General features: G+C 43.2%; 17 protein-coding genes. 11 read left to right on the plus strand and 6 right to left on the minus strand.

Annotated elements, in window-relative coordinates:
- Window positions 1-152: 152 nt before the first annotated feature.
- The 4 genes from J7623_RS24380 to J7623_RS24395 form a co-directional block, all read right to left on the minus strand.
- A complete protein-coding gene (locus tag J7623_RS24380) occupies window positions 153-1,424 on the minus strand; it encodes a hemolysin family protein (RefSeq protein ID WP_291925331.1) in 1,272 nt (423 codons plus the stop codon).
- 42 nt (window positions 1,425-1,466) lie between these two features.
- Window positions 1,467-2,036: a guanylate kinase gene (gene gmk, locus J7623_RS24385; protein WP_291925334.1), complete on the minus strand. Its 570-nt coding sequence runs from the start codon at window positions 2,034-2,036 to the stop codon at window positions 1,467-1,469.
- Between the two features lie 153 nt (window positions 2,037-2,189).
- Window positions 2,190-3,500 carry a UDP-N-acetylglucosamine 1-carboxyvinyltransferase gene (gene murA / locus J7623_RS24390; protein WP_291925337.1) on the minus strand — a complete coding sequence of 437 codons (1,311 nt, stop codon included), beginning with the start codon at window positions 3,498-3,500 and terminating at the stop codon, window positions 2,190-2,192.
- Window positions 3,497-4,219 (minus strand): DUF4290 domain-containing protein, encoded by a 723-nt coding sequence (locus J7623_RS24395; RefSeq protein WP_291925340.1) that lies wholly within the window; start codon window positions 4,217-4,219, stop codon window positions 3,497-3,499. The genes murA and J7623_RS24395 overlap by 4 nt, the downstream gene beginning before the upstream one ends.
- 298 nt (window positions 4,220-4,517) lie before the next feature.
- Between J7623_RS24395 and J7623_RS24400 the strand changes: the two genes are divergently transcribed.
- On the plus strand, window positions 4,518-5,225 hold the full coding sequence (locus J7623_RS24400; protein WP_291925344.1) for an alpha/beta hydrolase: 708 nt from the start codon (window positions 4,518-4,520) through the stop codon (window positions 5,223-5,225).
- 4 nt (window positions 5,226-5,229) lie between these two features.
- On the opposite strand, the gene J7623_RS24405 is transcribed toward J7623_RS24400, so the two are convergent.
- Window positions 5,230-6,159 (minus strand): tryptophan 2,3-dioxygenase family protein, encoded by a 930-nt coding sequence (locus J7623_RS24405; RefSeq protein WP_291925346.1) that lies wholly within the window; start codon window positions 6,157-6,159, stop codon window positions 5,230-5,232.
- Window positions 6,160-6,223: 64 nt separating this feature from the next.
- Window positions 6,224-6,691, minus strand: coding sequence for an Lrp/AsnC ligand binding domain-containing protein (locus tag J7623_RS24410; RefSeq protein WP_079471223.1), 468 nt, complete (start codon window positions 6,689-6,691; stop codon window positions 6,224-6,226).
- A gap of 499 nt (window positions 6,692-7,190) precedes the next feature.
- Between J7623_RS24410 and J7623_RS24415 the strand changes: the two genes are divergently transcribed.
- The 10 genes from J7623_RS24415 (at window position 7,191) to J7623_RS24460 (ending at window position 14,280) form a co-directional block, all read left to right on the plus strand.
- Window positions 7,191-7,646 carry a hypothetical protein gene (locus J7623_RS24415; RefSeq protein WP_291925356.1) on the plus strand — a complete coding sequence of 152 codons (456 nt, stop codon included), beginning with the start codon at window positions 7,191-7,193 and terminating at the stop codon, window positions 7,644-7,646.
- Between the two features lie 159 nt (window positions 7,647-7,805).
- Window positions 7,806-8,513, plus strand: a complete 708-nt coding sequence (trmB, locus tag J7623_RS24420) for a tRNA (guanosine(46)-N7)-methyltransferase TrmB (RefSeq protein WP_291925359.1) — start codon at window positions 7,806-7,808, stop codon at window positions 8,511-8,513.
- Window positions 8,485-8,688, plus strand: a complete 204-nt coding sequence (locus J7623_RS24425; protein ID WP_366839712.1) for a DUF5522 domain-containing protein — start codon at window positions 8,485-8,487, stop codon at window positions 8,686-8,688. Before trmB ends, J7623_RS24425 begins: the two co-directional genes overlap by 29 nt.
- Complete coding sequence (locus J7623_RS24430) at window positions 8,615-9,040, plus strand: MGMT family protein (RefSeq protein WP_366839714.1); 426 nt, start codon at window positions 8,615-8,617, stop codon at window positions 9,038-9,040. The genes J7623_RS24425 and J7623_RS24430 overlap by 74 nt, the downstream gene beginning before the upstream one ends.
- Window positions 9,041-9,073: 33 nt before the next feature.
- Window positions 9,074-9,517 carry an IPExxxVDY family protein gene (locus tag J7623_RS24435; RefSeq protein ID WP_291925363.1) on the plus strand — a complete coding sequence of 148 codons (444 nt, stop codon included), beginning with the start codon at window positions 9,074-9,076 and terminating at the stop codon, window positions 9,515-9,517.
- Window positions 9,518-9,601: 84 nt separating this feature from the next.
- Window positions 9,602-9,832, plus strand: coding sequence for a 4a-hydroxytetrahydrobiopterin dehydratase (locus tag J7623_RS24440; RefSeq protein WP_291925366.1), 231 nt, complete (start codon window positions 9,602-9,604; stop codon window positions 9,830-9,832).
- Between the two features lie 20 nt (window positions 9,833-9,852).
- Entirely contained in the window at window positions 9,853-11,937 is a 2,085-nt protein-coding gene (locus J7623_RS24445) for a histidine kinase (RefSeq protein WP_291925369.1), read from the plus strand.
- 25 nt (window positions 11,938-11,962) lie between these two features.
- Window positions 11,963-12,715 carry a response regulator gene (locus J7623_RS24450; RefSeq protein ID WP_291925371.1) on the plus strand — a complete coding sequence of 251 codons (753 nt, stop codon included), beginning with the start codon at window positions 11,963-11,965 and terminating at the stop codon, window positions 12,713-12,715.
- Window positions 12,716-12,975: 260 nt separating this feature from the next.
- Window positions 12,976-13,611, plus strand: coding sequence for a TetR/AcrR family transcriptional regulator (locus tag J7623_RS24455; RefSeq protein WP_291925374.1), 636 nt, complete (start codon window positions 12,976-12,978; stop codon window positions 13,609-13,611).
- Between the two features lie 63 nt (window positions 13,612-13,674).
- A complete protein-coding gene (locus tag J7623_RS24460; protein ID WP_291925376.1) occupies window positions 13,675-14,280 on the plus strand; it encodes an outer membrane beta-barrel protein in 606 nt (201 codons plus the stop codon).
- The last annotated feature ends 78 nt before the right edge of the window (window positions 14,281-14,358 follow it).

Here is a 14,358-nt window from a genome sequence, read left to right on the forward strand (position 1 = left end):
ATCTGAAGCAAATGTATACAATCCGTGTTAAATTCCTACTACTTTTTTTAAAAACGTTTTAGCAAATTTGTTATTGTCTCGTTAATCCGAACATTATAAAAAAATTTATATCATATTAATATCGGATAAGTCAACTAATTTAACGGGTACGTCTATACCAACATCTTCATCTTCACCATTTCGATCCTGGTATCCGTAACATTCAGAATATCAAACTCATAATCGTCAATTATAATACGTTCCTTGATCTTTGGAATGGTTTCGTGGTGGTTGATTATGTATCCTGATAATGTTTCACTTTCATCTTCCGGGAAATCCAGCCCATACCTTTCATTCAAGTAATCAAGCTCTAATCTTCCTGAAAAAATATATTCTTTTTCGGCGATCTGCTTTTCTACAAACTCTTCTTCATCATGTTCATCTTTTATTTCGCCGAAAATTTCTTCCAATACATCTTCAATGGTAACAATACCCGCTGTTCCACCAAATTCATCCACCACCCATGCAATGCTTTTACGTTCCTTATTGAACTTGCTGAGAAGGTCTATGGCGCTCATGGTTTCAGGAACCGCCAGAATAGGATGAATGATGCTGTTAATGTCTTTCGGGTCCTTGAACATATCCAACTGATGGATATAACCCAGGATATTATCGATGGTACCTTCGTAGATCACAATTTTTGAGAGCTTGGTATCCATGAATTTTTTCCTTGCATCTTCAATCGGGCGGTGCATTTCCAGCGCTTCTATTTCTTTACGCGGAATAAGACAGCCACGGATTTTTACGTGCGCCAGCGATAAAGCGTTTTCAAACAACTCGGTATTCAATTCCTGGTTATTTTCTCCCAGGTGCTGTTGCGACTGGCGAACGAAATGCTCTACATCCACGCGGGTAAAGGATTCTCCGTTCTCGACCAAACGTACATTAAAGAGATATTTCAACATCCACTCGGATATTGATACGAGTACATTACCAATTACATACAGTGGTTTGGCGAGTAATGAAATAGGTAATGCGAAAAAGCCCAGCAATGCTTCGGGCCTGGATCTGAAAATCGCCCTTGGCACAAAGAAGCCCAGGAAGAGCATTATGAAGGAAGCCAGTATTACTTCCACGAAAATAACAAAGGGCTGCATACCAGCTGCGGCCGATTGCCCCATGAAAGCGTCCCATGCCGGCTGGAATACACCTGCCACCATGATGCCATAAATGACTACCGTAATAGTGAATCCTACCAGGCTGGTGGCCAGGAAACGACTGGGGTTTTCATTCAAACCGGCTAAAATTTTACCGGTAGCCCGGCCTTGCTTCTTTTTGAGCTCAATGCTAAGTTTATTAACATTGGCAAAGGCGGCTTCAATACCAGCGAAGAAGCCTGCCAGCAATACCAGGAAAATCAGAATAATGATTGTGTATCCGTCCATCCTAACAAAAATAACGAATTAGGAAAACCAACGATCACGCCGCTACTTTATATTTAAAAAATCTGTTACCAGCTTTTTTACTTCTTCATACGCTTTTTCCAGTTGATCGTTGATAACAATCTGATCAAATTCATGGGCGAAAGAAAGCTCATAGCGGGCTTTTGCCAAACGTTCATCCAGCGAAGCCTGGGTTTCTGTTCCTCTTTCGCTGAGTCGTACCCGCAAAGCATCTAACGATGGCGGCTGTATGAAAATAGTGAGCGCGTTCTGGTGATATTTTTCTTTGATAGATAAAGCTCCTTTCACATCAATGTCGACCATAGGGATCTGCTCGTTGTTCCAGATTCGCTCCAGTTCACTTTTCAGCGTACCATAATATTTACCGGCATATACCATTTCGTATTCTGCGAAAGCATTCTCCTCTATTTGCTGATGGAATTCATCGGTAGACAGGAAGTAGTAATCCTTTCCGTGTACCTCTGTAGCCCGCGGTGTACGGGTACTGGCAGAAATAGAAAAAGCCAGTACCGGCATATTTGCCAACAGTTTTTTAACGATAGTGGTCTTACCTGCCCCCGAAGGTGCAGTAACGATGATAATCTTTTTTTCCATTATTATAATAATACAATCAATGTTGCGGGTAACTTCAAATGCACAACCCAAAAACGGGCAAAATGTTTTACCGGTTTTTGGGTTGTACTGGCTTTAGCCCTTTCGCCCACCATATTTCAGAAAATATGACGTGCTTATATTTTTGCAATATGCTTATACTCTCTTGATATCTGCTCCCAGTTTTCTCAACCTCTCATCGATGTACTGGTAACCACGGTCTATCTGGTCGATATTCTGAATAGTGCTCTTTCCTTCTGCGCTGAGGGCGGCAATCAGGAGGGATACACCGGCACGGATATCCGGCGATGACATAGTAATGCCACGTAATGCGTGCTGACGGCCTAAACCGATTACCACAGCGCGGTGTGGATCGCATAAAACGATCTGGGCACCCATATCTATCAGTTTGTCCACGAAGAACAAACGGCTTTCAAACATTTTCTGGTGAATCATCACACTCCCCTTGGCCTGTGTGGCTACTACCAGCACAATGCTCAACAGATCCGGCGTAAAGCCAGGCCATGGATGGTCTGAAATAGTCAGGATAGAACCATCCAGGAATGTTTGTATTTCGTAGGAGTCCTGGGAAGGGATATAAATATCGTTTCCCTGAATCTCCATCTGTATACCTAACTGGCGGAACTTTTCGGGGATAATACCGAGGTTTTCAACGCCTGCATTTTTAATGGTGATTTCGCTTTGTGTCATTGCCGCGAGACCAATGAAGGAGCCGATTTCAATCATATCCGGCAACATAGCGTGTTCGCAGCCACCCAGTTCCTTTACACCTTCAATGGTAAGTAAATTAGATCCTACCCCACTAATGCGGGCTCCCATGCGGTTCAGCATTTTGCAAAGCTGCTGCAGATAAGGCTCACAGGCCGCATTGTAGATAGTAGTAATACCTTCTGCCAGTACTGCTGCCATTACAATGTTGGCGGTACCTGTTACGCTGGGTTCATCCAGCAGCATATAAGTGCCTTTGAGTCCTCCTACTGTTTCCAGGCGGAAATAGTTATCATCGGCATCATACACAAAGCGGGCGCCCAGTTTCTCGAAACCGATGATATGGGTATCCAGTCTGCGTCTGCCGATTTTATCACCACCAGGTTTAGGAATGAATGCCCGGCCAAATCTGGCCAATAGCGGTCCTGCAATCATAACTGATCCACGGAGACGGCCGGATTTCTTTTTAAACTCGGGACTTTCCAGGTATTTCAGATCTACTGCGTCTGCCTGGAACTCGCATGTATCGCGACTTATACGATTTATTTTTACACCTGCATCTCCTAACAACTCTATCAGCAGATTTACATCTACGATATCCGGAATATTGGTGATGCTTACCTTTTCAGGAGTCAGCATCACTGCACTGATGATTTGTAAAGCTTCGTTTTTGGCACCCTGGGGTATAATTTCCCCCTTTAAGCGGTTGCCGCCTCTTACTTCAAAAGCACTACTCACTTGTTCCTGTTTTTGTTGTATTTGTTATTGTGCTTGTTGTTATTGTTTTTGCCGCCGCCGCTGTTGTTACCGCTTTTGAATTTATTTTGCTGGAAGCTTTTGCGTTTGTTGGTAGAACGGAACTGTTCTCCTCCACCGGCTACATTACCACCACCCGCATTGAAATTGGTAGGGTTGCTGCTGGCAACGTGGGAAGTGTGACCCGGATGGTATTCCAGCTGGTTGTCGGAAATAGCCAGCAATTCCGCTTTGATAGCATCATCGTGTACACTTTCTTTATGCCAGTTGGTATAAGCCAGTTTCATATAATTTCCTATACACTGGGTAAATCCTTCTTTTTTCTCCGGATTTTCTTCATGTACAGCTTTATCTATGATCATTTCCAGGTTTTTACCGAAGTGACGGTTCCTGGGATATTTCTTAGGGTAAGAAAGTCTGTCGGGTTTTGCTCTTAATTTTTCGATGGTGGGAATCGGATAAGGTGATTCCACTTTCAGGGTAAAACCGGAGATGTTAAAAATATGGTCCCATAATTTATGCCTGAAGTCTTCCACATTACGTAAATGCGGATTCAGCGTACCCATGAGCTCTATTACTGCCATGGCATTACGCTGACGCTCATCGTCGTCTTCTATGGTTACCAGGTATTCCACCATTTTCTGGATATTCCTGCCATATTCCTTCATTATCAGGTAATTACGCGTGGTATTGTATTCCATTATTAGTATTTAAAAAAACATTATTTGATGATGGGACATCTTAGTGAAGAAAATTAATCGGCAACATCTATGCAAACATAATAAAAAAATATGGGAACAATTTGATATGGAGCAGAAAGCAGAAAGCGGAAAGCAGAAAGCAAAAAGCCATTGAAGCGGATGATTTATGTAATTTTTTAAACCAAATGGAGCTGGCAGAGGAATCAAATACGCTCTAATCATCCGCTTCAATGGCTTTTTGCTTTCTGCTTTCCGCTTTCTGCTTTTTATTCCAAAATGTTTGTACTAGATTTAATCAATGCAAACTAATAAACTCCCCATACTTTTGTTACATGGCGCTTTAGGCGCAGCCTCTCAATTTCAGCCACTGGCGGCCGCGTTGGCCGAACATTACGATGTGCATACCCTTAATTTCAGCGGCCATGGCGATGTTCCTTTTTCAGAACAGGGATTCAGCATACAGGTATTTGCAGCCGAAGTGTTGTCTTACCTGGAAAGCAAACAACTGGATTTTGTACATATTTTCGGGTACAGCATGGGGGGCTATGTAGCTATGTACCTGGCCCGGCACTACCCCGAAAAAACCGGCCGCGTGATTACCCTTGCCACCAAATACAACTGGAATGAGGCCACCGCCGGCAAGGAAGTAAGACAATTAAACCCTATACTGATAGAAGAAAAAGTACCGGCATTTGCCCGGGTACTGGAAGCACGGCATACAGCCAACGACTGGAAAACAGTGGTAACCCGCACTGCACAGCTCATTGAAGAACTGGGACATCAGTCGTTACTGAAACACCCGGATTATGCGCAGGTAGCCAGCCCCTGTATGCTCATGATGGGAGACCACGACAATATGGTATCTTTCCAGGAAACCATTGAGGTATACAAAACGTTGCCCCTGGCGCAATTAACGGTGATGCCGGACACTTCACATCCGCTGGAAAAAGCAGATGTACCGTTGCTGGCTTATTACATTAAAAGATTTACTACACAGCAGATCTAGCGTGTTACTCGCTCATGGCCAGCTTACCCCAGTTTGCCAGTTCATCTTCTGTCCACAGTTCCGGGAAGAAGACGATTCGTTTATTCTTTGGTGGGAGAAACTGTTGCCAGTTGGTACCACCGGTAGCAGCGATGTCTTCCGGCCTTTTATGCAGGTATCTCACGGCAGATTTATAGTGCATCAATGGCCAGCGCACATTGATGTTCAGGTCGTATTCCTTTAATAACGGAGCCACTACCGCCTGATCTTCCGGCGAAAGACGCAGGTAGCAGGCTTGTATGTTACAATGTTCGTAGCGGGTAGCCAGGGCCAGGAAGGCATCCATATATTTGAGCTCAAACTGGCGCAGGGTCAGCGTTTTTTTGCCACTGGCCAGTTCGGTAGCGCCACTTCTCCAATAAATATGATCGAGCACACCTTTTAAATCCAGGTGGGCTACATCCGGACGCATGGATTCATATACCAGGTTATTTAACCGGGTAGAGCAAATTTCCAGCATCCGGAATTGTCCGCTCTGGAAGCCGCTGGCAGGAAGCAGTGCCATGCGGAACTGCAGGAACTGTTCCTTATCCATCCCATCTACCATTATTTCAAATGAGTTAATGAGACTGCGGAAATAATTGTTGATTCTCTTTAGCTGGGTAATAAAAGTTTCTGCTGACAGTACGGGCGCAAAGCTGATTTGTTCAACCGCCTGCAATGACAATTTAAGGTACAGTTCCGTGATCTGGTGATAAATGATGAATATTCTTTCATCAGGAATCGGCGTGCGCGGGTGTTGCAGGTTCAGCAACACATCCAACTGAATATAGTCCCAGTACGTAAGGTAGTCCGCATACAGAAGGCCATCCAGGTAGGACGACAAGTTCTGACCCATAGCGGCGTACTTTTCTTCCAGCCGTTGAATTTTTTCGGCAATTTCTGTTGTAACCATAGTGGAATTTAATCATTAAGAGCGACAAAGCAACCGGGAGGGCTTTCTCCTTCTTAAAAATCAGTTATTCCACTACGTTGATGGTTCTGTAAAAGCTTTCTTCGAGAGAGATCAGGGTTTCGGTCCTTTCAATACCTTTAATTTTCTGTAGCTCATCGTGCAGAATACGGCGCAGCTGGGTAATATCCTTGCAGATAATTTCCGCAAACATACTATAGCTGCCAGTTGTATAGTTTAGGCGTACCATTTCCGGTATCTTTCTTAATTCTTTGGCTACCGTATCATACATGGAGCTTTTTTCCAGGTAAATACCAATAAAAGCAATTACATCGTAGCCAATCATTTTTAAATCTACATGTAATTTAGTACCTTTAACTACACCCAGTTCTTGCAATTTCTTCATTCTCACGTGGATAGTCCCCCCGGAAACGAACAATTTCTTCCCCAGATCGGCGTAAGAGATCTCCGCATTAGACATCATCTCACTGATAATCTGTAAATCGAGTTTGTCAATATTCAAATTGTGGCTCATTTTTACAATTTGTTTTTGAATGTTTTAAAGTTACATGCAAATATTTAAAAAATATCGAAAATTCCAAAATTTTCCTTAAAAAATTTGCAAGAAACAACCCGACTCTTTAGATTTGCATTATAATCATTACCAAACAGGTTAACGAAAAGCAATAACAGGTAACGGTTTTCACTTATTGTGGGATGATGAAATTGGCAGACATGCCCTCTTGTCTCGGGGGTGGGGATCACAGGATAAACGTAGTATAATTGGGTTGACCACTAATCTTACTTGTGCTATGGCTAACTGCCCCGTGGAGGTTCGACTCCTCCTCCTACAGCTTAATTGGTTTAAAGAGCTCGTAAGTTATCATGCTTACGGGCTTTTTTTATGCCCCTATCTCTCGGCTTTCCTATGCTACGGATGTACAGCCCATTTGATTAATTATCTTGCTAATAGTTCTGTTATAATTTCAAATCATGATATTATATATTTTAATTAATAAACCTATATTATTATCATGAAGAAATTATTACTCGGAACCCTTGTTTTGCTGGCATTTAATGCAGCCGTGATTATCACACAGATGAGCTGTAACAAAGACGCAAAAGCGGATACCCCTGCTCCCGGCACCACTGCACTGAAACAACTGGACCTGGTGCTGTTCCTGAACTATGGAAAGGGCGCGAACAACGAGATTACCTCAGAAGTATGGACATGTAAACTCGATGGCACCGGCAAAACCAAAGTAAATATTACATTGCCCGCCAAAATCAAGGTCGGAGAAGAAGCATCTCTTACCCCAGACGGTAAAACCATAGTGTTTGGCGCGTATGAGATTGTTAGCACCACTCCCAACTACAAAGAAAAAGACGCTGGTATCTACACCTGCCCAATTGAAGGTGGCATCGCTAAAAAAATAGTGGATGGCAATCCGTTGGACAATTATTATAACACTTTACAGGGCGCTTACTAACACCCTGTTAAAAAGAAAAGCGACTGCCACCGCTTATCCCGATGGCAGTCGCCTTTTACTTCCCAATGAGCCGGCAACCGGCGCATTCGCCTCCCCACCGCCCACCCCATCTTCCCATATCCCTCGCTCATTCAAAAATTCCCAGTATTTTTGCCGCAAATGGGACAAAAAAAATTAGAACGATTTGCTGAAATCGAAACCTTCCCCAACGTATTGATATACCCGGAAGGTATGCAGGGAAAATGGAATGAATTCTTCAAAAACAGCCACCCAGTTACATTGGAGCTGGCTTGTGGTAAAGGAGATTATACCCTGGGCATGGCCAGGCTATTCCCCGACCAAAACTTTTTAGGCGTAGATCTGAAAGGCAACCGCATCTGGAGAGGCGCTAAAACCGCCCTGGAAGAGCCACTGCCCAATGCTGCATTTTTACGTACACAAATAGACAAACTCAACAACTACTTCGCACCCGGAGAAATAAAAGACATCTGGATTACCTTTCCAGATCCTTTCCTGCGTAACTCCAAGTCGAAGAAAAGGCTGACCCACCCGAAATTCCTGCAATTATTTCAGCCATTGCTGGCACCGGGCGCCACCATCAACCTGAAAACAGACTCTCCACAGCTCTATGCGTTCACTCAGGAAGTGATTGCCGCTGCGGGATGTACACTTATCGAAGATATTCCAGACGTATATGCGTTACCGGAAGTTCCGCCATTATTAAAAATCCAGACCTACTATGAAGGTATGCACCTGGCTGATGGCAGAACCATCCGTTATCTCAAATTTCAATTGCCTGCCGCTCCCCTGAACTGGCAAAGCATAAAATTGCCTTCAGATGAAGCAACCGTTGGTGGAGAAGATTGATTTCTACTATAACGCCCAGGGCTATATGGTATTTACCGAAAAGTTTCACCTCGACCGGGGCTTCTGTTGTGGTAATGGCTGCAAACACTGTCCTTTTGATTATGAAAAAGTACCTGAACCCAAAAGAACTGCCCTCCTTGCCCAGCGCAGGGAAAACGAAAAAGGAAACCAATGAAAAAGTTTCCTTTTTCGAAACGGTATTTAAAATAGCACGCACCGTACCACGTGGCCGCGTTACTTCGTATGGCGCTATTGCAGACGCTTCCGGCCTAAAGCTAACCGGCCGTATGGTAGGCTGGGCCATGAATGCAGCGGGGAACGCCAAACCTGCCGTGCCTGCTCATCGCGTGGTAAACAGCAAAGGCGAGCTGAGTGGACGCCATCATTTTGCCACTCCTACCCTGATGCAGGAATTACTGGAACAGGAAGGCGTAGTAGTAAAAGAAGATAAAATAGCAAATTTTAAAGCCGTATTTTGGGACCCGGGACAACCTACTCCCAAAAAGAGCATTAAAAAGAAAGCATAATTATTTTTTAGCGGTGTAGCGTTACTTTTCTATATGACAATACTCAAGTTAAAGCTGGACCAGGACCAATTAGTAGAGGATTTCTTTGAGAACGCCCACCTGATTGGCATCGCTTCCACTTCGCGTGATTACCAGTTGTGCTGGCATATTAACCGTCAGCTCCACACCAATTTCCGGGTGAATAATCACCTTGAAATCACGATCGCCAAAAGAACCAGGTCTTTTCATTTCCCCATTTTTGAGTTCCATGAACCTACCAATTCAGTAGCACATTATATATACAACAATCATTGCCAGGCCGAATTCCTGCTGCCAGAGCTGAAACAGATCGATTTCCTGTGGATGATCAAAGGCGATTACTACCAACCTAATGATGTAAAAAAATTATTAGAGGAGTTACGCGTCGTTCCGCTGGTACAATTAGTATCTTTACTGGATATCAGAGAAATTAAAAATAAGATGAACCTTATTTTCTAAGGCAGGCACAACGCTCCAACACTTAATATTTTTGACCATTTTCCGTGACAGACCCCTATTTTACATTTTTAAAATCCCTGTTTTATGTGGGAAGAAAAAAATAAAAAGCTTTACCGGGCTTTTGAGTTCAAGGATTTTCGGGAGGCCTTCGCATTTATGACCAAAGTGGCTTTGATAGCGGAGAAAATGGATCACCACCCTTACTGGACAAATGTTTACAACAAAGTAGAAATATTTCTCAGCACACATGATGCCGGAGATATTGTTACCACTAAGGATGAGGCAATGGCCAAAGCTATTGACAAATTGTTATAACCAAACTTATAAAACACTTTGTGAAGCGCATTATTTTAATGCTGCTGTTGTACTGTTACACTGCAGAATCCTTTGCCAACACGGATCGGACCCCAGTAGATACACTGATAACAGACAGTTCTTTCGCAGCGGCGAATATGGACCTGCGCCCCTATATCAGCACATTAATCAGCCACCATCAATCTTTTACGGCGGCACAGGTGAGCGAACAAACCTTTGTACACCAGGCCGGTATATTTCATAACAACCCTAAAAATAACGGGCGGGTAAACGATTGCTGGCTACGCCTGACCATTAAAAATCAATCCAATAAACCATTGCTCTGTCAACTGTTTTCCGGCTGGCACGACTATATGTACTGGTATTCACAAGCTCCCGGAGATATACCTCAACTCCTGATGCAAACAGGATTGATGCTGGATACCGGCGGCGTGGAAAGATGGAATCACTATGCCTTCAACGTAAATGTACCGGCTGGTGAGCTCCGTACGTTTTACCTCCATATCATTAATAAATCTTACAACGAAAATGCGCTGATGCCAACGTTGTTCAATAGTGCTACCTACGCCGCCTTCCGTAATACCCAACTGGATACCTATCGCAAAGAAGCCGTGATCATACAGGTATTACTGGGGATGCTGATGGTGTTTTTCAGCATCTCCGTCATTAACTACATCCAGTTGCCCGACAGGTCTTACATCTACTTCGCGGCCTATGTGCTGGGACTCATTCTCTTTTTTGCACTACGACTGGAAAGCAAGCCCTATCAGTTGTCATTTTTTCACCGGTGGCCCATGTTGAAATACTACTGGGACATTCCGGGGCTGCTATTTTGCTTTTACCTGATGTACCTGTTGTTTGGTAATACCTTCCTCAATCTCACTGAGCGCTATCCCTTTATGGAAAGGGTGTTTACCTGGGTAGCGGCCGTAGTAGGCGGACTGATTATCCTGTGCATGTATTGTATTGCGGAAGAACAATATCATCTACCCACCATTATATACAGCTATGTATATTTCATCACGCTGGTTCCTTTACTGGCGGTATTTTTTGCGCTGGCAAAACGTTCCAGGCATCATCCGCTGGTCCGGTTTTTCCTTTATGGATCTGTGTGTTTGTACCTGGCCTGCTTTGGCTCCTTTCTAATGCATATACGGCCACTGGGGCTTCTCAGCGCTTTGGGGGAACTGGCTGCCCCTACTATGTTGCTGATTGGTGGTGTATTACTGCAAGCCATGTTTTTCCTGGCCGGATTAAGCTACCGTAATAAACTGGTGCACCTGGAAAGAACCAGGACACAGGAGCTGCTGATCAAACAACTCAATAAAAATAAAGAGCTGCAACGCAAGCTGAACGAGCAGTTGGAGGAACTGGTAAAAGAACAGACCACAGAAATCCTGCGTAAAAAGCAGGAGCTGGAAGAACAGCGAAAAATACAGCTGGAAACAGAATACGATAAAAAACTGACTGAAATTGAACTGAAAGCAATACGTGCGCAAATCAACCCCCACTTCATTTTCAACTGTCTTAATTCCATTCAGTTGTTTGTAATGCAACGGGATTACGAGTATGCGCAGAAGTATTTATCTGACTTCTCCTACCTGATCCGTAAAACACTGGATTTCTCCCGCCGTAATTTTATATCATTGGCAGATGAAATTACCTACCTGAATACTTACCTGGGATTGGAAAAAATGCGCTTTGAAAACAGGATGGAATATGAAATAATAGTAGATCCCGTGATTGCTACAGCGGAGCTGGAAATCCCTGCCATGTTGCTACAACCATATGTTGAGAATGCGGTAAAACATGGTATGACCAACCCTAAGCAGCCTACAGGACAGCTCTCCATCTTCTTCAACCAGGTGGCGGCAGACATGCTGGAATGCGTGATTGCAGACAATGGAATCGGCATTGCGCGCTCCAAATCACTGCGGATGTTGCCAAAACATCACCAGTCGTCCGGTATGGAAATTAGTCAGAACCGCGCAGAGCTGCTAAACAAAATGTACAACACAGAAATTCATATAGAAATTATAGACAGATCGTCGGAAGATGAGTCAGATAGCGGTACCGTTGTTAAAATACTGATCCCCCAATTATAATTAGTATATCCGTTAATGTTACTTTATGATAAAGGCTATTATAATAGATGATGAGCGAAACAGCCGGGATATTATTGCGTTAATGCTGGAGAAGTATTGCCCGCAAATTACTATAGCGGCTACCGCTTCAGATTGTGCTGATGGCATTGAAAAAATAAAGATGCATCAGCCGCAACTGGTATTCCTTGATTTGGAAATGCCTGACGGTACCGGGTTTGACGTATTAGCCGGCACTATGCCCGATATCCCTTTTGAAGCGGTATTTGTGACGGCTTTTGAAAAGAAATTCCTGCATGTGATTCGTTTTAGTGATGTAGAATTAATACTGAAACCTATCGACAAAGAAAGCCTGTTACAGGCGGTAGCCTTAATATCCTCCCGTATTGATGGCGGTAACAACAAGGAGCGTTACCGCGTGCTGTTGGAAAACTTCAATCACAGTAAGCCCGCTTTGTGGATGCTGCTTATCCCTGCTACTAACGGTGAAGAATATACTATTAACATCCCTGCCATTGAGTACATAGAGGCGTTGGGAGAGAATTGCCTGTTCCGCCTAAATACCGGCGTACTGATTACAGCGGTACAGTCGTTCCGCTATTATGTAGATCTTTTCAGCACGCTACGCTTTTACCAGATCAACAACAGCCAGATGATCCAGTTGTCTAATATCAGTCACCTTGATAATGCCGGTGGGAAAGTAGTATTAAAAAGCGGTGTGGTGCTGGATATTACGGAAAGAAGGCAACGTGATTTAGTACTTAAAATGACGCATAAATAAAACCTGCAACTGCGTATATCCCTTCCGGTAATTATACATTTTCAAATTTTTCCGGGATACTGTTATTGATTTATTTAATGTTTGCCCCTTGTTTTTAGTAAGATGTCTACTTCCCTGTCATTTCCTGCTTTTTGATCTTCTGCGCGGAGAGTACGTAACAATTTCTTAACAAAAAAATTTGGTGGAATTACTTTTGGTTGTACATTTGACCCGCAAAACAAAATAGTCAAACAGTCAGGTTTTGTTTTCACTTATACGCTATGGCAGAACAGGACCAGAAACGAACTATGATTCTGGAAGCGGCATTGAAGCGCTTCAAGCGATTTGGCTTGTCTAAAACTACCATGGAGGAAATAGCCAGGGATCTGGAGATTTCGAAAGGCTCTTTGTATTATTATTTTTCGGATAAAGAATCCATCTATGTAGCGGTAGTGGAGAATATGATTGCGGAATGTTTTATAGACATGTCGGCATATGTGGAAAAGGCACCATCTACCACGGCTATCATGGATCGTTACCTGGAATTGAAAGAAAAAATGTTGTTGGAATACCATTTTCTGTTTGGTGTAAACGAATGGATAAAGGATGTTCCCTCCAGCCTGATGCGGCAAACCATTGAGTTATTGCAGCAGGTAGAAATTTCATTCCTTTCCACCACTATCAATAAAGGGATAGCGAGTGGAGAATTAAACAAGGATACGGATACGGAACTTACCGCGCAGTTATTAGTAAATGTATTATTCGGTTTATGGGTAATATGGTGCAAATGGCAGGCAGCAGGTTTTGATCCTCACGACCGGGAAGCGCTGAAATGCTTTATGGCACGTGAAAAACACGTATTGACCATTTTCTTTAATGGATTAAGATATCGACCAGACATCAACAAGGATTGCTAGTAAGTATGTAGAAGAATCAAGAACACAGGAATAGTTTTAATGAATATTTAAATTTAACGACAGATGAAAAAGTTGATTGTATTGGCCGCAGTAGCACTGTTCGGCACACAAGTAGCAAAGGCACAGTTTTCGAAAGGCGATGTAATTTTAGGCGGTAATCTGAATGTTTCAACCCGCACGGACAAAGCAAAAGACGCTGATAAAAAGGATACGGAAACTAAATTTGGTATCAGCCCTAAAGTAGGTGTTGCCCTGAATTCAAATTGGGTAGTTGGTCTTTTCGCAGACACTAAATTTGGTTCCCACAAAACCATTTTGGATGCTAAAACCAAAACATTTGACATCACTCCAGGTGTATTTGTTCGTAACTACCACATGATTGGTCAGAGCAAATTTGCATTCTTCGCGGAAGCCAACGCAGGATACCACTTCGGTAACACTAAGCTGAATGATAACAAAGTTAGCACTGTTAACGGTTTCAGTGTGAATGTACTGCCTGGTATCACTTACTTCGTTACCAAACATTTCATGGTAGAAGGTGCATTCGGTGGTTTAAGCTATGGCTACGACCAAACCAAACTGGAAGCAACCGGTGCTAAAACCAACACCAGCAAATTTGATTTTAACTTCCCTAAAGAATTCTCTCTGGGAGTTAACTGGATATTCTAAGCATCTGATGATGTTTTATGTAAGATAGTTATAAGGTTAGATAGATTGGATAATCCCGCCTCAGTAATACTGTGGCGG

Source organism: Chitinophaga sp. (assembly GCF_017745275.1).
Classification (GTDB): Bacteria; Bacteroidota; Bacteroidia; order Chitinophagales; family Chitinophagaceae; genus Chitinophaga.

Excerpts from the sequence above, each read along its gene's own strand:
- J7623_RS24380 (WP_291925331.1), bottom strand. The coding sequence starts at position 1,424 with ATGGACGGATACACAATCATTATTCTGATTTTCCTGGTATTGCTGGCA.
- gmk (WP_291925334.1), bottom strand. The coding sequence starts at position 2,036 with ATGGAAAAAAAGATTATCATCGTTACTGCACCTTCGGGGGCAGGTAAG.
- J7623_RS24395 (WP_291925340.1), bottom strand. The coding sequence starts at position 4,219 with ATGGAATACAATACCACGCGTAATTACCTGATAATGAAGGAATATGGC.
- J7623_RS24400 (WP_291925344.1), top strand. The coding sequence starts at position 4,518 with ATGCAAACTAATAAACTCCCCATACTTTTGTTACATGGCGCTTTAGGC.
- J7623_RS24405 (WP_291925346.1), bottom strand. The coding sequence starts at position 6,159 with ATGGTTACAACAGAAATTGCCGAAAAAATTCAACGGCTGGAAGAAAAG.
- J7623_RS24410 (WP_079471223.1), bottom strand. The coding sequence starts at position 6,691 with ATGAGCCACAATTTGAATATTGACAAACTCGATTTACAGATTATCAGT.
- J7623_RS24415 (WP_291925356.1), top strand. The coding sequence starts at position 7,191 with ATGAAGAAATTATTACTCGGAACCCTTGTTTTGCTGGCATTTAATGCA.
- trmB (WP_291925359.1), top strand. The coding sequence starts at position 7,806 with ATGGGACAAAAAAAATTAGAACGATTTGCTGAAATCGAAACCTTCCCC.
- J7623_RS24425 (WP_366839712.1), top strand. The coding sequence starts at position 8,485 with ATGAAGCAACCGTTGGTGGAGAAGATTGATTTCTACTATAACGCCCAG.
- J7623_RS24430 (WP_366839714.1), top strand. The coding sequence starts at position 8,615 with ATGAAAAAGTACCTGAACCCAAAAGAACTGCCCTCCTTGCCCAGCGCA.
- J7623_RS24435 (WP_291925363.1), top strand. The coding sequence starts at position 9,074 with ATGACAATACTCAAGTTAAAGCTGGACCAGGACCAATTAGTAGAGGAT.
- J7623_RS24440 (WP_291925366.1), top strand. The coding sequence starts at position 9,602 with ATGTGGGAAGAAAAAAATAAAAAGCTTTACCGGGCTTTTGAGTTCAAG.
- J7623_RS24450 (WP_291925371.1), top strand. The coding sequence starts at position 11,963 with ATGATAAAGGCTATTATAATAGATGATGAGCGAAACAGCCGGGATATT.
- J7623_RS24455 (WP_291925374.1), top strand. The coding sequence starts at position 12,976 with ATGGCAGAACAGGACCAGAAACGAACTATGATTCTGGAAGCGGCATTG.
- J7623_RS24460 (WP_291925376.1), top strand. The coding sequence starts at position 13,675 with ATGAAAAAGTTGATTGTATTGGCCGCAGTAGCACTGTTCGGCACACAA.